This is a genomic window from Streptomyces sp. NBC_00250, assembly GCF_036192275.1.
Lineage (GTDB): Bacteria > Actinomycetota > Actinomycetes > Streptomycetales > Streptomycetaceae > Streptomyces.
This window is the reverse complement of sequence record NZ_CP108088.1, coordinates 6036502-6058631: the sequence shown is the minus strand read 5'-3', so window position 1 is coordinate 6058631 and position 22130 is coordinate 6036502. Positions and strand designations below refer to the sequence as shown.

The 22130-nt window shown below is 69.8% G+C and carries 18 protein-coding genes and 2 tRNA genes; 4 read left to right on the top strand and 16 right to left on the bottom strand.

The features are described 5' to 3' along the window. Positions 1–24: 24 nt before the first annotated feature. The 8 genes from rodA to folC form a co-directional block, all read right to left on the bottom strand. Complete coding sequence (rodA, locus tag OG259_RS27390; RefSeq protein ID WP_328944668.1) at positions 25–1224, bottom strand: rod shape-determining protein RodA; 1200 nt, start codon at positions 1222–1224, stop codon at positions 25–27. A gap of 3 nt (positions 1225–1227) precedes the next feature. Then, positions 1228–3447, bottom strand: coding sequence for a penicillin-binding protein 2 (mrdA, locus tag OG259_RS27385; protein ID WP_328944667.1), 2220 nt, complete (start codon positions 3445–3447; stop codon positions 1228–1230). 19 nt (positions 3448–3466) lie between these two features. Beyond that, entirely contained in the window at positions 3467–4135 is a 669-nt protein-coding gene (mreD, locus tag OG259_RS27380) for a rod shape-determining protein MreD (RefSeq protein ID WP_328944666.1), read from the bottom strand. Continuing rightward, positions 4132–5124 carry a rod shape-determining protein MreC gene (gene mreC / locus OG259_RS27375; protein ID WP_266891863.1) on the bottom strand — a complete coding sequence of 331 codons (993 nt, stop codon included), beginning with the start codon at positions 5122–5124 and terminating at the stop codon, positions 4132–4134. Before mreC ends, mreD begins: the two co-directional genes overlap by 4 nt. Before the next feature lie 92 nt (positions 5125–5216). Then, positions 5217–6236: a rod shape-determining protein gene (locus tag OG259_RS27370; RefSeq protein WP_266891865.1), complete on the bottom strand. Its 1020-nt coding sequence runs from the start codon at positions 6234–6236 to the stop codon at positions 5217–5219. Positions 6237–6536: 300 nt separating this feature from the next. Continuing rightward, complete coding sequence (ndk, locus tag OG259_RS27365) at positions 6537–6950, bottom strand: nucleoside-diphosphate kinase (protein WP_015033594.1); 414 nt, start codon at positions 6948–6950, stop codon at positions 6537–6539. A 66-nt stretch (positions 6951–7016) separates the two neighbouring features. Then, on the bottom strand, positions 7017–7382 hold the full coding sequence (locus OG259_RS27360) for a DUF4233 domain-containing protein (protein WP_328944665.1): 366 nt from the start codon (positions 7380–7382) through the stop codon (positions 7017–7019). A gap of 5 nt (positions 7383–7387) precedes the next feature. Further along, a complete protein-coding gene (gene folC / locus OG259_RS27355) occupies positions 7388–8887 on the bottom strand; it encodes a bifunctional tetrahydrofolate synthase/dihydrofolate synthase (protein WP_328944664.1) in 1500 nt (499 codons plus the stop codon). A 101-nt stretch (positions 8888–8988) separates the two neighbouring features. Here folC and OG259_RS27350 point away from each other — a divergent pair, with 101 nt between their 5' ends. Beyond that, positions 8989–10011, top strand: coding sequence for a rod shape-determining protein (locus OG259_RS27350; RefSeq protein WP_328944663.1), 1023 nt, complete (start codon positions 8989–8991; stop codon positions 10009–10011). A 106-nt stretch (positions 10012–10117) separates the two neighbouring features. Here the strand turns inward: OG259_RS27350 and OG259_RS27345 are convergent, their stop codons facing one another. After that, positions 10118–11257, bottom strand: coding sequence for a sensor histidine kinase (locus tag OG259_RS27345; protein ID WP_328944662.1), 1140 nt, complete (start codon positions 11255–11257; stop codon positions 10118–10120). A gap of 156 nt (positions 11258–11413) precedes the next feature. Then, a complete protein-coding gene (locus tag OG259_RS27340; protein ID WP_328944661.1) occupies positions 11414–14041 on the bottom strand; it encodes a valine--tRNA ligase in 2628 nt (875 codons plus the stop codon). A 138-nt stretch (positions 14042–14179) separates the two neighbouring features. Between OG259_RS27340 and OG259_RS27335 the strand changes: the two genes are divergently transcribed. Next, the gene (locus OG259_RS27335; RefSeq protein WP_328944660.1) at positions 14180–15139 is read left to right on the top strand and encodes a hypothetical protein; all 960 of its coding nucleotides are present in this window, start codon (positions 14180–14182) and stop codon (positions 15137–15139) included. A gap of 69 nt (positions 15140–15208) precedes the next feature. Here OG259_RS27335 and clpX read toward each other — a convergent pair whose 3' ends face one another. From clpX to OG259_RS27310, 5 genes are all read right to left on the bottom strand, one after another. Continuing rightward, a complete protein-coding gene (gene clpX / locus OG259_RS27330; protein ID WP_024755522.1) occupies positions 15209–16492 on the bottom strand; it encodes an ATP-dependent Clp protease ATP-binding subunit ClpX in 1284 nt (427 codons plus the stop codon). 156 nt (positions 16493–16648) lie between these two features. After that, entirely contained in the window at positions 16649–17311 is a 663-nt protein-coding gene (locus OG259_RS27325) for an ATP-dependent Clp protease proteolytic subunit (RefSeq protein ID WP_328944659.1), read from the bottom strand. Between the two features lie 63 nt (positions 17312–17374). Beyond that, positions 17375–17992, bottom strand: a complete 618-nt coding sequence (locus OG259_RS27320) for an ATP-dependent Clp protease proteolytic subunit (RefSeq protein WP_266891887.1) — start codon at positions 17990–17992, stop codon at positions 17375–17377. Between the two features lie 240 nt (positions 17993–18232). After that, complete coding sequence (gene tig / locus OG259_RS27315) at positions 18233–19618, bottom strand: trigger factor (RefSeq protein ID WP_328944658.1); 1386 nt, start codon at positions 19616–19618, stop codon at positions 18233–18235. 172 nt (positions 19619–19790) lie between these two features. Next, positions 19791–19867 (bottom strand) — tRNA-Pro (locus OG259_RS27310). 132 nt (positions 19868–19999) lie between these two features. On the opposite strand from OG259_RS27310, the gene OG259_RS27305 reads away from it, so the two are divergent. Further along, a tRNA-Gly gene (locus tag OG259_RS27305) sits at positions 20000–20073 on the top strand. A gap of 160 nt (positions 20074–20233) precedes the next feature. Next, complete coding sequence (locus tag OG259_RS27300) at positions 20234–21799, top strand: hypothetical protein (RefSeq protein ID WP_328944657.1); 1566 nt, start codon at positions 20234–20236, stop codon at positions 21797–21799. 73 nt (positions 21800–21872) lie between these two features. On the opposite strand, the gene OG259_RS27295 is transcribed toward OG259_RS27300, so the two are convergent. After that, a complete protein-coding gene (locus OG259_RS27295; protein WP_266891893.1) occupies positions 21873–22067 on the bottom strand; it encodes a hypothetical protein in 195 nt (64 codons plus the stop codon). Between the last annotated feature and the right edge of the window lie 63 nt (positions 22068–22130).

Below are 22130 nucleotides of genomic sequence, written 5' to 3'. Positions count from 1 at the left end.
GCCTCGGTTCCGGCCGGAAACCGCCTACGCGGTCATGGGCCGCTGCACCCTGATCGACTGGAGCAGCCCGATCGCCACCCACACCGCGAACATCGACGAGCCGCCGTACGAGACGAACGGCAGCGGCAGGCCCGCGACCGGCATGATGCCGAGGGTCATGCCGATGTTCTCGAAGGACTGGAAGGCGAACCAGGCGATGATCCCGGCCGCGACGACCGTGCCGTAGAGCTCGGTGGTCTCGCGGGCGATCCGGCAGGCGCGCCAGAGGACGACGCCGAGGAGCACGAGGATCAGGCCGGCGCCGACGAAGCCCAGCTCCTCCCCCGCGACCGTGAAGACGAAGTCGGTCTGCTGCTCGGGCACGAACTGGCCGGTGGTCTGGGAGCCCTTGAAGAGTCCCGCGCCGAGGAGGCCGCCGGAACCGATCGCGATACGGGCCTGGTTGGTGTTGTAGCCGACGCCGGCCGGGTCGAGGTCGGGGTTGGCGAAGGCCGCGAAGCGGTTGATCTGGTACTCGTCGAGCATGCCGAGCGCGGTGACGAGGACCGCGCCTCCGACGCCCGCGCCGATCAGTCCGAGGACCCAGCGGTTGGAGGCGCCGGAGGCGAGCAGCACACCGAGCACGATGACCGCCATGACCATGACCGAGCCGAGGTCGGGCATCAGCATGACGATGCCCATCGGGAGCGCGGCCAGGGTGAGGGCCTTGGCGACGGTGCGGTGGTCGGGGTGGAGCTGGTCGCCGGCGTCGACCTTCGCGGCCAGCAGCATCGCCATCACCAGGATGATCGTGATCTTCACGAACTCGCTGGGCTGGAGCGAGAAGCCGCCGCCGACGACGATCCACGCGTGGGCGCCGTTGATGGTGGCGCCGAGCGGGGTGAGGACGGCAAGGATCAGCACGATCGAGAGGCCGTAGAGGACCGGGACCGCGCCGCGCAGGGTGCGGTGGCCGAGCCAGATCGTGCCGATCATCAGGGCGACGCCGATTCCGGTGTTGAGCAGGTGCCGGAAGAGGAAGTAGTACGGGTCGCCGTTGTTGAGTTCGGTGCGGCCGCGGGTGGCGGACCAGACGAGCAGCGCGCCGATGAAGGAGAGCGCGAGCGCGGAGAGCAGGATCGGCCAGTCGAGCCGGCGGACCACCGAGTCGCGGGCGGCGAGCTTGGCGAGCGTGCCGCGCTCGGGGGCGTAACGGGAGACGGAGAAGCCGTGGGGTGTGGTCACGGGTCAGTCCCCCACTCGGCGCGCGGGCGGGCCCGCGAGTTCCTGGTCGTCGTCGTCCGGCTGCTTGGTGGCGTCCGGTGCCTTCGGGGGCGCGTTCGGGTCGATCTTCCCGACCTCGGGGTCGTACGGCTTGATCTTCGGGGCGTCGATGGAGCCGTCGGCCTCGATCCTCGGCAGAGCCTTCTGCGGCTTCGGCAGCAGGGCCCGCTTGAGGTCCTGGTTGCCGGCGTCGTCGAGTCCGTAGAGCGCGTCGTAGATGTTGCGCACGGCGGGGCCGGAGGCGCCGGAGCCGGTACCACCCTGGGCGATCGTCATGATGATCGCGTAGTCCTTGGTGTACGTGGCGAACCAGGAGGTCGTCTGCTTGCCGTAGACCTCGGCGGTACCCGTCTTGGCGTGCATCGGGATCTTGTCCTGCGGCCAGCCGCCGAATCGCCAGGCGGCCGTACCGCGGGTGGCGACTCCCGCGAGGGCTTCCTCTATCAACGCCTGCGTCTTGGCGTCCATGGGGAGCTTGCCGTGGGACTTGGGCTTGATCTCGGTGACCTTCTTGCCGTCGGGGCTGACGACGGCCTTGCCGACGGTGGGGTTCCAGAGGGTGCCGCCGTTGGCGATGGCGGCGTAGATGGTGGCCATCTGGATGGGGGTGACGAGGGTGTCGCCCTGGCCGATGGAGTAGTTGACGGAGTCACCGGCGCGCATGAGGTTGCCTTCGAGGCAGTTCTCGTAGGAGAGCTGCTGCACGTAGGTGCCGCCGCGCTTGCCGATCTTGCACCAGTAGTCCTTGTTGGCCGCCCAGAAGTTCTGCTTCCACTTCCGGTCGGGGACGCGGCCGGTGACCTCGTTGGGGAGGTCGATGCCGGTCTCGGCGCCGAGGCCGAACTGATGGGCCGTCTTGTAGAACCAGTCCTTGGCGTCCTTCTTCGGCTTCATGCCGCCGTCGTTCAGCCACTGCTGGTGGGAGAGGGCGTAGAAGACGGTGTCGCAGGAGACTTCGAGGGCCTGGCCGAGGGTGATGGAGCCGTGGCCCTGGGACTCGAAGTTCTTGAAGACCTGGCCGCCGATGGAGTACGAGGACGGGCACGGGTAGCGGCCGTTGAAGTCGTATCCGGCGTTGACGGCGGCGGTGGTCGGGACGACCTTGAAGATCGAGCCGGGGGCGGCCTGGCCCTGGATGGCCCGATTGAGGAGCGGGAAGTTGGAGTCCTTGCCGGTGAGGGCCGCGTAGTCCTTGCCGGAGATCCCGCCGACCCAGGCGTTGGGGTCGTAGTCGGGCTGGGAGGCCATGGCGACGATCCGGCCGGTCTTGGTCTCCATGACGACGACGGCGCCGGAGTCGGCCTTGTAGTTCTCGCTGGTGTTCTTGTCGTGCACCTTGCGGGCTTCCACCATCGCGTTGTGGAGCTCCCACTCGGCGACCGCCTGCACGCGGGCGTCGATGGAGGTGACGACGTTGGAGCCGGGGACCGCGGGGTCGTTCTTGGCCTGGCCGATGACCCGGCCGAGGTTGTCGACCTCGTAGCGGGTGACGCCGGCCTTGCCGCGCAGTTCCTTGTCGTAGGTGCGCTCGAGTCCGGACCGGCCGATCTGGTCGGAGCGGAGGAACGGCGAGTCGGTGTCCTTGGCCTTCTCGATCTCGCTGTCGGTGACGGGCGAGAGGTAGCCGAGGACCTGCGAGGTGCGGGCCTTGCCGGGGGCCGGGTAGCGGCGTACGGCGGTGGGTTCGGCGGTGATGCCGGGGAAGTCCTCGGCGCGCTCGCGGATCTGGAGGGCCTGCTGGGTGGTGGCCTCGTCCGTGACCGGGATCGGCTGGTACGGCGAACCGTTCCAGCAGGGCTTCGGGGTCTTGGAGTCGCAGAGCCGGATCTTGTTGATGACCTCGTCGGGCTTCATGTCGAGGACGTCGGCGAGCCGGGTCAGGACGGCCTTGCCGTCGTCCTTCATCTTCATCAGCTCGGTGCGGGACGCGGAGACCACGAGCCGGGTCTCGTTGTCGGCGAGCGGGACGCCGCGGGCGTCGAGGACGGAGCCGCGCACGGCGGGCTGCACGACCTGCTGGACGTGGTTGTTCTTCGCCTCGTCCGTGTACTCCTTGCCGTTGCGGATCTGGAGGTACCAGAGCCGGCCCCCCAGGGTCAGCAGCAGTGAGAAGACGAGGATCTGGATGACGACGAGCCGGATCTGGACCCGGGGGGTCCGCCCTGTCTCGGGGATGTTGCTCATACCGCCGGTGCCCCCTCGGTCACAGTCGCTTGACTCCCTTGATGCGTCCGGCCCGTGAGGCGCGGCTCCGGGCGGCCTTCACCCGCAGGCCGCCGCGCTGGTTCCCGATCCTCAGTCCGGTGCCGGAGGACAGCCAGCCGGAGGCGACGTCGGCGCCGTTGCCCCCGCCGGCGTCGGCGAGCGGGTCGTTCTCCGCGCGGCGGGCCAGCGCCATGATGAGCGGCACCGTGAAGGGCGCGAGGAGCAGGTCGTACACGGCCGCGGTGAAGAGCAGGGACCCCAGGCCGACATGGCGCGCGGCGGTGTCGCCGACGAGGGCGCCCACCCCCGCGTACAGCAGGGTGGAGCCGACGGCGGCCGCGACGACGACGGCCATGGGGCCGGTCGCCGAGGTCAGCCGGCCGTTCTCCGGGCGGGCCAGGCCGACCAGGTAGCCGATGACGCAGAGCACGAGCGCGTAGCGGCCGGCGGCGTGGTCGGCGGGCGGGGCCAGGTCGGCGAGGAGGCCGGCGGTGAAGCCGATGAGCGAGCCGCTGACGGGTCCGTAGACCAGGGCGAGGCCGACGACGGTGAGCAGCACCAGGTCGGGCACGGCGCCGGGGAGCTGGAGGCGGGCGAGGACGGAGACCTGCACGACCAGGGCCACCACGATCAGGGTGGCGGAGAGGAGGATCCGGTTGAACTTCACGGTGTCGCGTCCCCCTGGTCCTGGCCCTGCTGGTTCTGCCGGTCGGCGTTCGGCTGCTGTCCGTCTGCGGCCTGTTGTCCGTCCGGTGGCGGCGGCGTGACCGTGACGGTGACGGTCGGAGCGGGCTTGGGCTTCTGCGGCAGGACCGTGTCGCGCGGGTCTGAGCGGGGGGCCTGGACGACGACGCCGACGATGTCGAGCTTGGTGAAGCCGACGTACGGGCGGACGTAGATGTTGCGGGTCAGGCCGCCGCCCGCGGGGTCGACGCGGACGACCTCGCCGACCGGGACGCCGGGCACGAAGGGCTTGTCGGCGCGCGAGCCGAAGGTGACGAGCCGGTCGCCCGGCTTCACCTTGGCCTTGCCGTTGAGGAGCTGCACGAGCAGCGGGCGGTCGCCCTGGCCGGTGGCGAAGCCGAGTTCGTCGGACTTCTCCATGCGCGTACCGACGGTGAAGTCGGGGTCGTTGGCGAGGAGGACCGTGGAGGTCGACGGGCCGACGGTGGTGACGCGGCCGACGAGCCCGGAGCCGTTGAGCACGGTCATGTCCCGCTGGATGCCGTCGCGGGCGCCGACGTCGATCGTGACGGTCCAGGAGAAGCCCTGGGCCGCTCCTATGGCGATGACCTGCGCGCCCTTGATGCCGTACTGCCCGGCGCCGGCGGTCTTCAGCATGGAGTCGAGCTCGCGCAGCCGGTTGCGGTTGCGGTCGTCGCTGCCGAGCTCCGCCTTGAGCTCGGCGTTCTCCTTCTCCAGGGCGGCGATCCGGGTGTGCCGCTCGCCGGAGTCCCGGACCGCGCCTATGGCGTTGCCGATGGGATCGACGGCGGCCGCCACACCGTTCTCGACCGGCCCGAAGACCGCCGCTGCGGCCTGTCGGGCACCGTCGACGGGTGACTCCTGGCCGCCTCGGATGTCCACCGTGATCAGTGCGAACGCGATGGCGATCAGCAGCACCAGGAGCAGCCGGCTCTCTCGTGTGTCCCTCACGTGCGGCGGCCGTGCCTTTCCTCGTGGTTCGGTTGTTCGGCTGTGCGGGTGAAGCGGCTGTGCGGTTGTGCGGTGGGGCCGTACGGGTGGTGCTAGCGGCGCGGTTGGGCGTCCAGCACCTGCTGGAGGGCCTCGAACTCCTCCACGCACTTGCCGGAGCCGAGCACCACCGAGTCCAGCGGGTCCTCGGCGATGTGGATCGGCATGCCGGTCTCGCGGCGGAGGCGCTCGTCGAGGCCACGGAGCAGGGCGCCACCACCCGTGAGAACGATGCCGCGGTCCATGACGTCACCGGAGAGTTCCGGCGGGCACTTGTCGAGGGTGGTCTTCACCGCGTCGACGATCGCGTTGACCGGCTCCTCGATGGCCTTGCGGACCTCGGCGGCCGAGATGACCACGGTCTTGGGCAGACCGGAGACGAGGTCGCGGCCGCGGATCTCGGTGTGCTCGTCCTTGTCGAGGTCGTACGCGGAGCCGATGGTGATCTTGATCTGCTCGGCGGTCCGCTCACCGAGGAGGAGCGAGTACTCCTTCTTGATGTGCTGGATGATCGCGCTGTCCAGCTCGTCGCCGGCCACCCGGATCGACTGTGCCGTGACGATTCCGCCGAGGGAGATCACGGCGACCTCGGTGGTGCCGCCGCCGATGTCCACGACCATGTTGCCGGTGGCCTCGTGGACCGGGAGGCCCGAGCCGATGGCCGCCGCCATGGGCTCCTCGATGATGTGCACCTGGCGGGCGCCGGCCTGCGTCGAGGCCTCGATGACGGCGCGGCGCTCCACCCCGGTGATGCCGGAGGGCACGCAGACGACGACCCGGGGGCGGGCCAGGTAGCGGCGCTTGTGGATCTTGAGGATGAAGTAGCGGAGCATCCGCTCGGTGATCTCGAAGTCGGCGATCACGCCGTCCTTCAGGGGCCGGACGGCGACGATGTTGCCGGGGGTCCGGCCGATCATCTTCTTCGCCTCGGCGCCCACCGCGAGGATGCCGCCGGTGTTGGTGTTGATCGCGACGACGGACGGCTCGTTGAGGACGATGCCACGCCCCCTGACGTACACCAGCGTGTTGGCAGTCCCGAGGTCGATAGCCATGTCACGGCCGATGAACGACATTGAGTTCCCCTTGTTTCCCATGAGGATGCTTCGGGCCTTCCCCAGCGAGCGTTGACGGCTTCTCAGGCAGGCGAAACGGTGGCTGAAATGGGTGGCTGAAGGTGGTGCGGCGTGGAGTTTTCCATCGTAGTGCCGCCCGCCCGGATACCGCGCGGTGGTCCACCTCTGTACAGGTGACGGTAGGACGCGGCGATCCGTTCCCGGGATCGGCGTTCATATGCCTGGGGGCGACCGAATTCCTTCGGTCGCCCCACAGGCTGCTGCGTTCGGCTGACGCCGAGTCAGCGAAGTCGGGTCCGCTCAGACCAGACCGGGGAAGAAGATCTTCAGCTCACGCAGCGCCGACTCCTCCGAGTCGGAGGCGTGGATCAGGTTCTCCCGGACGATGGTGCCGAAGTCGCCGCGGATCGAACCGGGCGCGGCGGCGATCGGGTCGGTCGGACCCGCCAGCTGGCGGACGCCCTCGATGACCCGCTCACCCTCGACGACGAGCGCGACGACCGGACCGGAGGACATGAAGCCCATCAGCGGCTCGTAGAAGGGCTTGCCCTTGTGCTCGCCGTAGTGCTGCTCCAGGGTCTCCTGGTCCAGCTCGCGCAGCTCCAGGGCCGCCAGGGTCCAGCCGGCCTTGCGCTCGATACGGCCGATGATCTCGCCGATCAGGCCACGGCGGACGGCGTCGGGCTTGAGCAGGACGAGCGTGCGCTGGCTCACGGGGGAACTCCTTCGGAAAAGCGGTGTGCGGGACCTCCGAGGCTACAGGTCCCGCACGCCCCTCGATTACGCAGCGTCAGGCCCTGCCGAGGCCCCTGCGGCCTGGGCCTCGGCCCACCGTGCCTTGATGTCGTCGATCCGTCGCCCATAGTGAACGGAGGCCCACCACAGACCGGCGAAAACCGCCCCGAGGAAGAACATCGTCGGCACGACGAAGCCACCGAGGATCAGGCCGATCTGCAGGGCCCAGCCGAGCTGCACGCCGCCGGGGCGGGTGACCATCCCACAGAGCAGCACCGAGATGACCATCGCGACGCCGCAGACCCACCAGACGGTGGACATCGCGAGGCTGTCGTCCTTCATGGCGACGAGACCGGCGAAGCCGATCACGAAGAACTCGCCGATGAGCGTCGAGGAACAGAGCGTACGCATCGGGTTCAGCCCCTTCGCAGCAGCAGCCGGGCGTCGCCGACCGTGAAGATCGAACCGGTCACGAGGACGCCCGCGCCGCCGTACTCGGCCTCTTCCTCGGCGAGGGTGATGGCCGCCTCGATGGCGTCGGGCAGCCGCGGCTCGACGACGACCCGGTCGTCGCCGAAGACCTCGACCGCGATCGCGGCGAGCGCGTCCACGTCGGTGGCACGGGGGTTGGAGTTCGCCGTGACGACGACCTCCGCGAAGATCGGCTCGAAGGCCTCCAGGAGACCCCGGGCGTCCTTGTCGCCGCTCGTGGAGACCACGCCGATGAGCCGCGAGAAGCCGAAGGCCTCACTGACTCCCTCCGCCGTCGCCCGCGCGCCGTGCGGGTTGTGCGCGGCGTCCAGGATGACCGTCGGGGACGAACGGACGATCTCGAGCCGACCGGGCGAGGCCACCTGCGCGAAGGCCTGCCGGACCGTGTCGAGGTCGAGGGTCCGCGCGTGCTCCGCGCCGATCCCGAAGAAGGCCTCGACCGCCGCCAGCGCCACCACCGCGTTGTGCGCCTGGTAGGCGCCGTGCAGCGGCAGGAAGACGTTGTCGTACTCGCCGCCCAGGCCGCGCAGGGTGAGCAGCTGGCCGCCGACCGCGACCTCGCGGGAGACGATGCCGAACTCCATGCCCTCGCGGGCGACGGTGGCGTCCGCCTCGACGGCCTTCTTCAGCAGGACCTGCGCCGCGTCCACCGGCTGCTGGGCCAGGATCACGGTCGCGCCCTGCTTGATGATCCCGGACTTCTCGGTGGCGATCTCGGCGGTCGTGCCGCCGAGCCGGTCGGTGTGGTCCAGGTCGATCGGGGTGACGACGGCGACCGAGGCGTCGATGACGTTCGTCGCGTCCCAGGTGCCGCCCATGCCGACCTCGACGACGGCCGCGTCGACCGGGGCGTCGGCGAAGGCCGCGTACGCCATTCCGGTGAGGACCTCGAAGAAGGAGAGCCGGTACTCCTCGCGGGCGTCGACCAGTTCCACGTACGGCTTGACGTCCTCGTACGTCTCGACGAAGCGCTCGGCGGAGATCGGCGCGCCGTCCAGGCTGATCCGCTCGGTGATGGTCTGCACGTGCGGCGACGTGTACCGCCCGGTGCGCAGCTCGAAGGCGCCGAGCAGGGCCTCGATCATGCGGGCCGTCGACGTCTTGCCGTTGGTTCCGGTGATGTGGATCGAGGGGTACGCGCGCTGCGGGTCGCCGAGGACGTCCATCAGGGCCGCGATCCGGGTGACCGAGGGCTCCAGCTTGGTCTCGCCCCAGCGGGTGGACAGCTCGGTCTCGACCTCGCGCAGCGCCTTGTCGACCTCCGGGTCCTCGGGGCGGCCGGGCACGGGGTCACCCTGGGGCACGCCGCCCTGCGTGCGCAGGGTGCGGCTGCCGGCCTCGATCACCGCCAGGTCGGGGTCTCGGTCGGTCTCGGTGTCGACGATGTCGTCGAACTGGTCATTCGGGTCGCTCGGCTCGCTCACGGGCCCCAGTCTACGGAGCGGTACCGACAGGACATTGGACCCACCCCATTCGGGACTTTCGGTCCACCGTCCGCCGGGCCGGCCGGGCAAACTTGGCGATCATGGACATAGGGATCGACCTCGGCACGGCGAACACGCTCCTCTACGCACGGGGCCAGGGCATCGTCCTGAACGAACCGTCGGTGGTGGCGGTTCAGGACGGCTCGCGGCAGGCGCTCGCGGTCGGCACGGAGGCGAAGGAGACCATCGGGCGTACGCCGGGCTCGATCACCGCGATCCGCCCGCTCAGGGGCGGCGTGATCAGCGACTACGAGGCGGCCGAGGAGATGATCCGGCACTTCGTGCGCAAGGCCGTCCCGGGCCGCCGCCGGCCCCGTACCCGCATGGTGGTGTGCGTGCCGAGCGGGGTCACCCAGGTCGAACGGCGGGCGATCGTGCACGCCTCGCTCTCGGCGGGCGCGCGGGCGGTCCATCTGATCGAGGAGCCGATGGCGGCGGCGATAGGCGCCGGGCTGCCCGTCTCCTCCCCGCGCGGCTCGATGGTCGTCGACATCGGCGGCGGTACGACCGAGGTGGCGGTGATCTCGCTCGGAGGGATCGTCACGGCCCAGTCGCTGCGGGTGGGCGGCGACCGCCTCGACGCGGCCGTCACCGACTACGTCCGCAAGGAGCACTCGCTGCTCATCGGCGAGCGGACCGCCGAGGACGTGAAGGTCGCGATCGGCACGGCCTGGCCGGTGCCGGGCGAGGAGGAGCGGGAGGCGCGGACCTTCACCGTGCGCGGCCGGGAGAAGGTCAGCGGACTGCCCCGGACGGTGGAACTGACGGTGCCGGAGGTGCGGACGGCGCTCGACGAGCCGGTGGAGGCGATCATCTCGGCGGTACGGGTGACGTTGGAGGAGTGCCCGCCGGAGCTGTCCGGCGACGTCATGGAGCACGGCATCGTGCTGACCGGCGGCGGGGCGCTGCTGCCGGGCCTCGATCTGCGGATGGCCTCGGCGACCGGCATCCCGGTCTTCGTCGCGGACCGGCCGCTGGACTGTGTGGCGCTGGGGTCGGGGCGGTGCGTGGAGGACTTCGACGGGCTGCAGCGGGTGATGGGGAAGGCGGAGACGGTGCGCTGACCGCGTCTCAGCGGGTGGCGGGGGCCGTCGGCGCCTGTCGGCACCGGGGCCTGTCGGCACCGGGCGGCACGGCACGCCGTCGGCGCCGGCCGGTACCGGGCCGCACCTAGCGCTGCAGGCCCGTCGGGAGCAGCGCCGTCACCTGGTAGCCGTCGTCCTCCCGGCGGGCCCTCAGCGTGCCGCCCATGCTGGTGACCCGCTCCTCCATCGAGAGCAGGCCGGTGCCGGTCGAGACGGGGGCCGGGTCCGGCGGGGTCTTCGGCAGCGGGTTGCGCACCTCGATGCGCAGGTCGGGGCCCTCCAGCGTGATCACGACGGTCACGGGCAGCCCGGGCGCGTGCTTGGCGGCGTTCGTCAGGCACTCCTGGACGACCCGGTGGACGGCCGCCTGCCGCAGCGGCGACAGCGCCTTCGCCTCCTCGGCGACCGTCAGCTCGACGGCGCCGCCCATCCGCTCGCTCTCCCCGGCGAGCGCGGAGAGCCCTTCGAGGCCGGGGGTGGCCGCGTCCCGGTCGGCGCGGCGCACGATCGTCTCGTTGAGCATGAGGTGGGCGCGCCGGGCGGTGTCCGCGAGCTCCTCGAAGTCCTTCTGGTGGGCCTCTCCCCTGGCCCGTACGGCGAGGACCTCGGCCCGCACCGCGAGGACCGTCAGCTCGCGGCCGACCAGGTCGTGGACGTCCCGGCCGACGGAGATCCGCTCCTCCTGGACGGCCTCCCGGGCGACGGCCTCGCGCCGCTGGACCTCCAGGGCGCGGACGAGGTCCTGCCGGTACGCGGCGATGCCGACGCCCGCCGCGAGGACACCGATCGGGACGACCAGGCTCAGGAAGTCGCTCAGGGTGTCGCCGTGTCTGGCCGGCCAGCCGGGCGTCTGGAAGAGGGCGTAGGCGACACCGACGTACAGCAGGGTGGCGACGACGGCGGCGCGCCGCCCCCGGTACCGGCCGATCGAGTACAGCGCGAACTGGATCATGGTCAGTTCGTGCAGCCAGCCCATCAGGCCGAGCGCCACCACGTACGGCACCCAGGGCAGCCGGCGCCGGAGCGCCAGGGTGGCGGCCCCGGCCGCGAGGACCAGGGTCGCGGTGACCCCGGTCAGGGAGTTGTCGGCGCGGGCGAGCCCCGGCACGTCCAGCACCATGAGGCCGAAGGCGCTGAGCGCGGCGACGACGTCGAGGGCGCGGGGCGAGACCGCCCACCGGTCCACGCAACGGCGCAGCGCGGGGACGGTGGGGAGGCGGAGCATGCCTTCCATCATCCAAGGTCTTTCGTCCCGACGTCGTGGACCTGAAGTCCCGTCTGATGTGACATCGGGCACTTCGTCCCTATTCCTACTTGAAAAGCGAGTACGCGAAGGGGCCCGGAACCGTGACACGGTTCCGGGCCCCTTCGTCATGCCGTACTAGGCCTGCGGCAGGCTCGCCAGCTGGGCCTCGATGCGGGCGATGTCCTCGTCCGCCTTGGCGAGGCGACCGCGGATCTTGTCGACCACGTTGTCCGGGGCCTTGGCCAGGAACGCCTCGTTGCCGAGCTTCCCGTTCGCCTGGGCCTTCTCCTTCTCCGCGGCCGCGAGGTCCTTCGCGAGGCGCTTGCGCTCCGCGACCACGTCGATCGTGCCCGACAGGTCGAGCGCGACCGTGGCACCGGCGACCGGCAGGGAGGCGGTGGCGGAGAAGCCCTCGCCCTCCGGCTGGAGGCGCAGGACCTGGCGGATGGCGGCCTCGTGGGCGACGAGCGGGGTGCCGTCGACGGTGAGGCGGGCCGGGACCTTCTGGGCGTCCTGCAGGCCCTGCTCCTTGCGGAAGCGGCGGACCTCGGTGACGACCCGCTGGACCAGCTCGATCTCCTGCTCCGCGGCCTTGTCGCGGAAGCCGCTGTCCTTCGGCCAGTCGGCGATCACCAGGGACTCACCGCCGGTGAGGGTGGTCCACAGGGTGTCGGTGACGAACGGGACGATCGGGTGCAGCAGCCGGAGCATGACGTCGAGGACCTCGCCGAGGACCCGGCCGGAGACCTTGGCGCCCTCGCCGCCCGCGAAGAACGTGGTCTTCGACAGCTCGACGTACCAGGCGAAGACCTCGTCCCACGCGAAGTGGTAGAGCGACTCGCTGAGCTTGGCGAACTGGAAGTCCTCGTAGTACGCGTCGACCTGCGCGACCGTCTCGTTGAGGCGGGACAGGATCCAGCGGTCCGTGGCGGACATCTCGGAGGCGTCCGGCAGCGGGCCCTCGATCGTGGCGCCGTTCATCATCGCGAAACGGGTCGCGTTCCAGATCTTGTTGGCGAAGTTCCGGGACGCCTGGACCCAGTCCTCGCCGATCGGGACGTCGGCGCCCGGGTTGGCGCCCTTGGCCAGGGTGAAGCGGACGGCGTCGGAGCCGTACGCGTCCATCCAGTCCAGCGGGTCGACCGCGTTCGGGTTGGACTTCGACATCTTCTTGCCGAACTCGTCGCGGACGAGGCCGGTGAGGGCGACGGTCTTGAAGGGGACCTCGCCGTCCATCGCGTACAGACCGAACATCATCATCCGGGCGACCCAGAAGAAGATGATGTCGTGGCCGGTGAGCAGGACGTCGGTCGAGTAGAACTTCGCCAGGTCCGGGGTCTTCTCCGGCCAGCCGAGCGTGGAGAACGGCCACAGACCGGAGGAGAACCAGGTGTCCAGGACGTCGGGGTCCTGGGTCCAGCCCTCGGCCTCGGTGCCGGGCGCCTCCTCGTCGGGTCCGACGCAGACGACCTGGCCCTCGGGGCCGTACCAGATCGGGATGCGGTGGCCCCACCACAGCTGGCGCGAGATGCACCAGTCGTGCATGTTGTCGACCCAGTCGAAGTAGCGCCTGGAGAGCTCCTTCGGGTGGATCTCGACGGAGCCGTCGCGGACGGCGTCGCCGGCCGCCTGCGCCAGCGGGCCGACCTTGACCCACCACTGCATCGAGAGCCGCGGCTCGACGGTCGTCTTGCAGCGCGAGCAGTGGCCGACGGAGTGCATGTACGGGCGCTTCTCGGCGACGATCCGGCCCTGCTCCTTCAGCGCGCCGACGATCGTCGAACGGGCCTCGAAGCGGTCCAGGCCGAGGAACGGGCCGTGGACGGTGATGACGCCGTGCTCGTCCATGACGGTGAGCGAGGGCAGGTCGTGGCGGCGGCCGATCTCGAAGTCGTTCGGGTCGTGCGCCGGGGTCACCTTGACGGCGCCGGTGCCGAACTCCGGGTCGACGTGCTCGTCGGCGACGACGGGGATCGTACGGTCGGTCAGCGGCAGCTTGATCTGCTTGCCGACCAGGTGCTTGTACCGCTCGTCCTCGGGGTGGACGGCGACGGCCGTGTCACCGAGCATCGTCTCGGCGCGGGTCGTGGCGACGACCAGCGAGTCCTCGCCCTCGCCGTACCGGATGGAGACCAGCTCGCCGGCGTCGTCCTGGTACTCGACCTCGATGTCGGAGATGGCGGTCAGACAGCGCGGGCACCAGTTGATGATGCGCTCGGCGCGGTAGATCAGCTCGTCCTCGTAGAGGTCCTTGAAGATCTTCTGGACGGCCTTGGAGAGGCCCTCGTCCATGGTGAAGCGCTCGCGCGACCAGTCGAGACCGGCACCGAGGCGGCGCAGCTGGCCGAGGATCCGGCCGCCGTACTCGTCCTTCCACTGCCAGACGCGCTCGACGAACTCGTCACGGCCCAGGTCGTGGCGGGACTTGCCCTCCTCGGCGAGCTGCTGCTCGACCTTGTTCTGGGTCGCGATGCCCGCGTGGTCCATGCCCGGCAGCCAAAGCGTCTCGAAGCCCTGCATGCGCTTGCGGCGGGTCAGTGCGTCCATGAGCGTCACCTGGAAGGCGTGGCCCAGGTGGAGGGCGCCCGTGACGTTCGGCGGCGGGATGACGATGGTGTACGGCGGCTTGTCGCTGTTCGCGTCAGCGGTGAAGTACCCCCGGTCTACCCAGCGCTCGTACAGCTCCCCCTCTACCTCGGCCGGCGCATAGGTGGTCGGCAGTTCGGTGGTGGGCGCTGTCTGCTGCTGAGTGTTCTCGGTCACGGGGCCAGTTTAGGGGTGTCCTCGCCCTGTCCTGAAACGCTTTGGTTCGGTAACGGTGTGGCCCCCGCCGCACTTCCGCGCCGACGGTTCCGCCAGGATGTTCGGTAGGCATAAACATCCTGTGAGGGGAACCTGTCGATGAGCTACAACCAGCCGGGCCCGTACGGCCAGCAGCCGCAGCAGCCCGGGCCCTACGGCCAGCAGCCGGGCCCGTACGGCCAGCAGCCGCAGCAGCCGGGCCCGTACGGCCAGCCGCAGGCCCCCCAGCCCGGTTACGGTTACCCCCAGCAGGCCCCGCAGGGCGTCCCGCCGCAGCAGCAGCCGTACGGCTACCCGCAGCAGGGCCAGCAGCCCGGCCCCTACGGCCAGCAGCCCCAGTACGGCGCCCCCCAGGGCCCCGGCGGCTACGTACCGCACCCGCCGGCCCCGAAGAAGTCCAAGACCGGCCTCATCATCGGCGCGGTCGCGGTGGTCGCGGCGCTCGGCGTGGGCGCGTACTTCGTTCTGGGCGGGGGCGGCGCGTCGGTCGCGGACGACGGTCCGCACAAGCTGACCACCCCGGACACGGTACTCACCGAGTACAAGAAGGACGCCAAGGAGAAGGACTCCGACGGGAAGAAGTTCCTGGAGCAGGCGGAGAAGAGCGGCGTCAAGAACGCCACTCAGGTCGACGCCAGTTACAAGGTGGAGGACAAGAGCAACCCCCTGGCGGGCAAGGCTCTCTCCTTCAGCGGGCTCTACGGCGAGATCGACGACCCGGAAAAGGTCGTCGACACCATCTTCGCCAGCATCAAGGCCGAGGCCGACAAGGACGCGGGCAAGAAGGACGAGCCGCAGCTCGTCGGCAGCCCCGAGGCGTACACGCCCGCGGAGGCCGACGGCGCGGTCCTCAAGTGCCAGCAGAGCAAGGCCGAGGCCGACGCCACCGAGGGAACCCCCGCGATGAGCATCACCATGTGCATCTGGGCCGACCACAGCACGGTGGGCTTCGTCGTCCCGATCGACGTGGCCTCGCTGCTCGCCGGCAAGGCCGGTACCGGCGAGGAGGCGGCCGCCATCACCGCCAAGCTCCGCAAGGAGATCCGCGTCAAGCTCTGATCCACGGCACGCACACGGAGAAGGGGCGCCCCGCCGACCGGCGGGGCGCCCCTTCCATGTCCGTACGGCTCAGGCCGACTTCTCGTGCCTGCCGTCGTTCTTCACGATCCGCGGGACCAGCGTCGGGTTGACGTTGTTGCGGACGACGTCCGCCGTGATGACGACGCGGGCCACGTCCTTGCGGGACGGGACCTCGTACATCACCGACTGGAGGACCTCCTCCATGATGGCCCGCAGGCCACGCGCGCCGGTGCCGCGCAGGATCGCCTGGTCGGCGATGGCCTCCAGGGCCGGGCGGTCGAAGTCCAGTTCCACACCGTCGAGTTCGAAGAGGCGCTGGTACTGCTTCACCAGTGCGTTCCGCGGCTCGACCAGGATCTGGAGGAGCGCCTCGCGGTCCAGGTTGTGGACGGAGGTGAGGACGGGGAGACGGCCGATGAACTCGGGGATCATCCCGAACTTCACCAGGTCCTCCGGCATGACCTCCTGGAACTGGTCGCTCGCCTCGATCTCGCGCTTGGAGCGGATGGTCGCCCCGAAGCCGATGCCCTTGGCGCCCGCCCGCGACTCGATGATCTTCTCCAGGCCGGCGAAGGCGCCGCCCACGATGAAGAGCACGTTCGTCGTGTCGATCTGGATGAACTCCTGGTGCGGGTGCTTCCGGCCGCCCTGCGGCGGCACGGAGGCGGTGGTGCCCTCCAGGATCTTCAGGAGGGCCTGCTGCACGCCCTCGCCGGAGACATCGCGGGTGATCGACGGGTTTTCGCTCTTACGGGCGACCTTGTCGATCTCGTCGATGTAGATGATCCCGGTCTCGGCCTTCTTGACGTCGTAGTCGGCCGCCTGGATCAGCTTCAGCAGGATGTTCTCGACGTCCTCGCCGACATAGCCGGCCTCCGTCAGCGCCGTCGCGTCGGCGATGGCGAACGGAACGTTGAGCATGCGCGCCAGCGTCTGGGCCAGGAGCGTCTTGCCGGAGCCCGTGGGGCCCAGCAGCAGAATGTTGGACTTCGCCAGCTCGATGGCGTCGTCACGCCCCGCCCCGCCGCCGTTCTCGCCGGCCTGGACGCGCTTGTAGTGGTTGTACACCGCGACCGAGAGGGCCTTCTTCGCGGGCTCCTGACCTACGACGTATCCCTCGAGGAACTCGTAGATCTCGCGGGGCTTGGGGAGTTCCTCCCAGCGCACCTCGCTCGTCTCCGCGAGTTCTTCCTCGATGATCTCGTTGCAGAGGTCGATGCACTCGTCGCAGATGTACACACCGGGTCCTGCGATGAGCTTCTTCACCTGCTTCTGGCTCTTTCCGCAGAACGAGCACTTGAGCAGGTCGCCGCCATCACCGATGCGTGCCACGAGGTGCTTCCCCTTCGCCTGGGAGCGCTTGGTTCAGCGACTCCTGGTGCCTCATATTCGACGGTACCTTGCCGGGCCCCCCGTTCGGGCCCCCCTTGGCACGGTTCACATGGTCGGGATTCGGCCATGCGTACCGTGCCACGGGAAGGTCGGGCGTCAGCGCTCCGCGGAGGCCGTGCTCTTACGGGTCGAGACGATCTGATCGACCAGGCCGTACGCCAGGGCGTCCTCGGCCGTGAGGATCTTGTCACGCTCGATGTCGTCGCGGATCTTCTCGATCGGCGTCGAGGAGTGCTTGGCCAGCATCTCCTCGAGCTGGCTGCGCATACGCAGGATCTCGCGGGCCGCGATCTCCAGGTCGGAGAGCTGCTCACGGCCGGTGCCGCCGGACGGCTGGTGGATCAGCACGCGGGCGTTCGGCAGGGCCATCCGCTTGCCGGGCGTACCGGCGGCGAGCAGCACGGCCGCGGCGGAGGCCGCCTGGCCCATGCAGACCGTCTGGATGTCCGGCTTCACGAACTGCATGGTGTCGTAGATCGCCGTCAGCGCGGTGAAGGAGCCACCGGGGCTGTTGATGTAGATGGAGATGTCACGGTCCGGGTCCATCGACTCCAGGCACAGCAGCTGCGCCATGACGTCGTTGGCCGAGGCGTCGTCGATCTGCACGCCGAGGAAGATCACGCGCTCCTCGAAGAGCTTCGCGTACGGGTCGTACTCGCGGATGCCCTGCGAGGTGCGCTCGACGAAGCGCGGCACGACGTAGCGGTTGTCCATCGGCGCGCCGGTGTAGAGGCCGCTCGCGGAGAGGTTGTTCTGCATCTGGGTGTTCACCGTCCTGGTGGCGTTCGGCGGGGGCTGGGGATCTTCAGCGGTCTGCCGGGCTCAGGCGCCCGTGCCGCCGCCGCCGGGAACGCCCGCGGCGTGGGTGATGATGTCGTCGATGAGGCCGTAGTCCTTGGCCTCGTCCGCGGTGAACCAGCGGTCGCGGTCGCCGTCGCGGATGATCGTCTCGACGGTCTGGCCGGAGTGGTGCGAGGTGATTTCGGCCATGCGCTTCTTCGTGCGAAGAAGGTACTCGGCCTGGATCTTGATGTCGGAGGCGGTGCCGCCGATGCCGGCGGAGCCCTGGTGCATCAGGATGTCGGTGTTCGGCAGCGCGAAGCGCTTGCCGGGGGTGCCGGCGGTGAGCAGGAACTGGCCCATCGAGGCCGCCATGCCCATACCGATGGTGACGACGTCGTTCGGGATGAACTGCATGGTGTCGTAGACCGCCATGCCCGCCGTCACCGAGCCGCCGGGGCTGTTGATGTACAGGAAGATGTCCTTCTCCGGCTCGGCGGCCAGGAGGAGCATCTGGGCGGTGATCTTGTTGGCGATCTCGTCGTCGACCTGCTGGCCGAGGAAGATGATCCGCTCGCCGAGCAGCCGGTTGTAGACATGGTCGCCGAGGCCGCCACCGATGGACGGCTCACCCGCGGCGTAAGGCTTCAGATTCGTCACGTATCCACCTGCTCGTCTCCGACGGCCAGGGCCGTCTCAGCGTCTCGTTCCGAGGGCACTGCCCTCTCTTCATGGACCCTAACGCGCAGGTAGGACAACGCCATCCCGGTTCCCGAACTGTTCGCTGGGAGCGCAAGGTAGTTGGGGGCGCGTAACCGGGTCCTCGTACGTCCACGGGCCCGTACGCACTGGAGTGCGTACGGGCCCGTGGAGCGGGGTCCGCGCGGGGCGGAGGGCCCCTTACTTGTCCTCGGAGACCTCGGCCTCGCCGGTGACGGCCTCGACGGCCTCGGCGGCGGTCTCGACCTCGTCCTCGTCGTCGGAGAGGTCGACGACCTCACCGTTGGTGTCGAGGACCTTGGCGGCCTCGACGACGACCGCGAGGGCCTTGCCGCGGGCGACCTCGCCGACGAGCATCGGAACCTGGCCACCCTCGGCCACGGCCTGGGCGAACTGGTCGGGGCTCATGCCGGAGGAGGCGGCACGGCGGAACAGGTGCTCGGTGAGCTCCTCGCGGGAGACGTCGAGCTTCTCCTTGTTGACGAGCTCATCGAGGATGAACTGCGTCTTGATGCCCTTCTCGGCCTGCTCCTTGGTCTCGGCCAGGAACTCTTCCTCGGTCTTGCCCTGGATCTCCAGGTACTTCGCGAGGTCGAGGCCCATCTGGCCGAGCTGGTGGTGCTCCAGGTTGTGCTTGCGGGTGTTGATCTCGTCCTCGAGAAGCTTCTCGGGCATCGGGACCTCGACCAGCTTGAGGAGCTCGTCGAGGACGCGCTCCTGGGCCTGGGTGGCCTGGTCGAACTGCTTCATGTTCTCGAGGCGCTTGCGGCTGTCGGCCTTGAGCTCGTCGAGGGTGTCGAACTCCGACGCCATCTGCGCGAACTCGTCGTCGAGCTCGGGGAGCTCACGGGCGGAGACGGTGGTGACCTTGACGGCGACCTCCGCGTCCTTGCCCTCGGCGGAGCCGCCCTTCAGCTGCGAGGTGAAGGTGGCCTCGCCACCGGCCTCCAGGCCCTTGACGGCCTCGTCGATGCCGTCGAGCAGCTCGCCCGAACCGATGGTGTACGAGACGTCGCTCGCGACACCGTCGGGCAGGACCTCGCCGTCGACCTTGGCCTCGAGGTCGATGGTGACGACGTCGCCGTCCTGGGCGGCACGCTCGACCGCGGAGGTCGAGGCGAAGCGCTCGCGGAGCTGCTCCACGGACTTCTCGACGTCCTCGTCGGTGACCTCGACCGCGTCGACGGTGACCTCGATGCCGGAGTAGTCCGGGATCTCGAGCGTCGGGCGGATGTCGACCTCGGCGGTGAAGGCCAGCAGCTCGCCGTCCTTCAGCTCGGTGATGTCGACCTCGGGCTGGCCGAGCGGGTTCACGTCGGCCTCGTTGACGGCCGCGGTGTAGAACTTCGGGAGCGCGTCGTTGACGGCCTCTTCCAGCACGGCGCCGCGGCCGAACCGCTGGTCGATCACGCGAGCAGGGATCTTGCCCTTACGGAAGCCCTTGACCGTGACCTGCTGGTTGATCTTCTTGTACGCCGCGTCGAGGCTGTCCTTGAGCTCCTCGAAGGGCACCTCGACAGTGAGCCGAACCCGGGTCGGGTTCAGGGTCTCCACGGCGCTCTTCACGGTTCGGTCTCCTTGTGGCTGATTCCTGGAATCCACCGTCGCCGCTGTGTGGCGGTTCCGGCGGGTCGGCCCGGTCAGAAAGACACACGGGCACGCAGCTTGCATAGTAACCGCTAGCGGGATGACGCCCACAACGTGATCAAGAGCGCGCGACGTGGCCGCGTGATCGTCATGGTCGGGGTGGCGGGATTTGAACCCACGGCCTTCCGCTCCCAAAGCGGACGCGCTACCAAGCTGCGCCACACCCCGTCGGTGCGACACGTAGGGTACATGGACGGGGACTGTCCGGCGCCCCCTGATTTCGGGGTGTGCGCGAACGGCCCCGGAACCGCTACCATGCTCTTCGTGCCGCGGTCCTCGTGACCTGCGGCGCGATGCTGTGCGGGTGTAGCTCAATGGTAGAGCACTAGTCTTCCAAACTAGCTACGCGGGTTCGATTCCCGTCACCCGCTCCAACAGGCCCACGGCCCGGTCCGCTTCTCGCGGACCGGGCCGTGGTCGTTTCCCGGCCATGTCTGGCGCGGACCCCTCTGTTTCGCCGGAATTTCCTCGCGCGCCCGCCCTGCCTGCGGTTACGTTCCCGCCGTTGATCAACGGATCCGGGGAGGGGAACACATGGAGAAGAAGAGAAGACCTGCCGTGGTGGCCGCGCTGGCGCTGGCCTGTGCGGCCGGGCTGCTCGGCGGGGGAACCGCGCACGCCGCCGAGTACCCGTACACGGCGACCGAGCCCACGGCGTGGCCGGGCGGGTGCGTGACGGGCGGCGAGCTGCCCTGGGTGGGGAACACCGACGTCAGCCTGTCCGTGCGGGTCGAGGGCGAGAACCCCAGCAGTTCCCTGGACGCCCGGTTCCGGGTGTGGAAGGAGGGCGCCTCGGAGACTCCCGTCGCCGACATCGCCGTCTCCGCATCGCCCGGATCGGTGGCCACACTGGTGGTTCCCAAGGGGCACATTCCGGCGGAGGGCCCGTACTGGTGGCAGGCCCGGATCGAGAGCACGGACGGCGCCTCCGCGTGGACCGCGCCCTGCGGCTTCGGTACCGACCAGACCCGGCCCGCCACTCCCACGGTCGAGTTCCTGGACGCCGCGTCGTACCCGAACGGGGCGCCTTCCGGCACCGTGCGGACGGTGCGCATCAGCCTGCCGGCCGGGACGGAGGCCGCGTACTTCTGCCTCGACCCGCTGGCCGACACGGGCACGTTCTCCTGCGAGGGCGACCGCCGCGTCCCGGTCGGCGCGGACGGTGCCGCCGTCACGACGACCTTCGTCACTCCGGAGCGGGCCGGGCCGGCCAGCGTCTGGGTGCGGGCCTTCGACCGGGCGGGCAACCTCTCGGACACCGCCAACGCCGACTACTGGGTCACCCGCCCGTTCATCGAGCCGTTCGGCGACTACGACAGTGACGGCCGCCCCGATCTGCTCGGCGTCGACGCGGCGGGCCGGCTGACGCTGCTCGCGGGCCGGGAGGGCGGCGGTTTCGCGGCTCCGGCCGTGGCCGACACCCGGGACTGGGCGAACACCCGGGTGGCGCGGGCCGGTTGGCTGGTCAACCGGTACGGGCCGCAGGAGGCGAACGACGTCCGCAACGACCTCGTGGCGCTGCGGGACGGGAAGCTGTTCGCGTACCCGGGTGACGGCGAGGGCCGTTTCGGGGAGCCGGTGGAGATCACCGGCTTCGACTGGTCCGGTGTCACCCGGTTCGCGATCAGCCGCCAGGACTACGGCTCTCCGGGCCTGGTCGCCGTGAAGAACGGCCAGTTGCTCTACTTCACCGTGTACTCCAGCTGGCAGGGCATCCACGTCGCCGAGCCGACGGTCCTCGCCGCGAGCGGCTGGGGCACGAAGGAGCTCGTCGCCTCGGACACCACCCCGAACGCCCTCCTGGGGGCGTTCTGGGCGCGTGACACCCGTAGCGGCACGCTGGAGTACTTCGGCGTCGACTACGGCACGGACGCTCCGCAGCAGCTGGTCGCACCGGTGACGGTCGCCGCCTCGGGCTTCGGCGTCCGGCAGGCGCCGTCGCTGGTCGCCGTCGGGGATCTGACCGCGGACGAGCGGATCGACCTGGTCACCGCTGACCGGCAGGGCGCGCTCGCGCTGCGTCCGGTGGGCGAGGACAGGGCTCCGGGCGCCGCCCAGGCCGTCCAGGGCGCGGTGCCGGCCGGGACGCGGCTGTTCTGAGTCGACCGGTCTCGCGCGAAGGGCCCCCGCCGGTCTCGGCGGGGGCCCTTCGTCGTACGCGCGGCACGCCCGCTCAGAACTTTATGGAGGCGACCGTCTGCGTTATCGAGTCGAGGAAGCGCTGGATGTCGTCGGCCATGCCGGTCGAGGCGAGGAAGAAGCCGAAGAGCACCGCGACCACGGCCGGGCCGCCCTTGAGGCTCCCCCCACGGATCAGCACCACCAGGATGATTGCCAACAGCAACACCACAGACAGTGAAATGGCCACAACTGATCACACCCTCGGTCGGTCCCACCTTGCCCACCAGGGAGTCCGTGTCCCGGAACACCC

Bases quoted from the DNA above. Each gene is read 5' to 3' on its own strand.
- mrdA (WP_328944667.1), bottom strand. From the start codon at position 3,447: ATGAGCAACATCCCCGAGACAGGGCGGACCCCCCGGGTCCAGATCCGG.
- OG259_RS27370 (WP_266891865.1), bottom strand. From the start codon at position 6,236: ATGTCGTTCATCGGCCGTGACATGGCTATCGACCTCGGGACTGCCAAC.
- OG259_RS27360 (WP_328944665.1), bottom strand. From the start codon at position 7,382: ATGCGTACGCTCTGTTCCTCGACGCTCATCGGCGAGTTCTTCGTGATC.
- OG259_RS27350 (WP_328944663.1), top strand. From the start codon at position 8,989: ATGGACATAGGGATCGACCTCGGCACGGCGAACACGCTCCTCTACGCA.
- OG259_RS27345 (WP_328944662.1), bottom strand. From the start codon at position 11,257: ATGCTCCGCCTCCCCACCGTCCCCGCGCTGCGCCGTTGCGTGGACCGG.
- OG259_RS27335 (WP_328944660.1), top strand. From the start codon at position 14,180: ATGAGCTACAACCAGCCGGGCCCGTACGGCCAGCAGCCGCAGCAGCCC.
- OG259_RS27325 (WP_328944659.1), bottom strand. From the start codon at position 17,311: ATGCAGAACAACCTCTCCGCGAGCGGCCTCTACACCGGCGCGCCGATG.
- OG259_RS27300 (WP_328944657.1), top strand. From the start codon at position 20,234: ATGGAGAAGAAGAGAAGACCTGCCGTGGTGGCCGCGCTGGCGCTGGCC.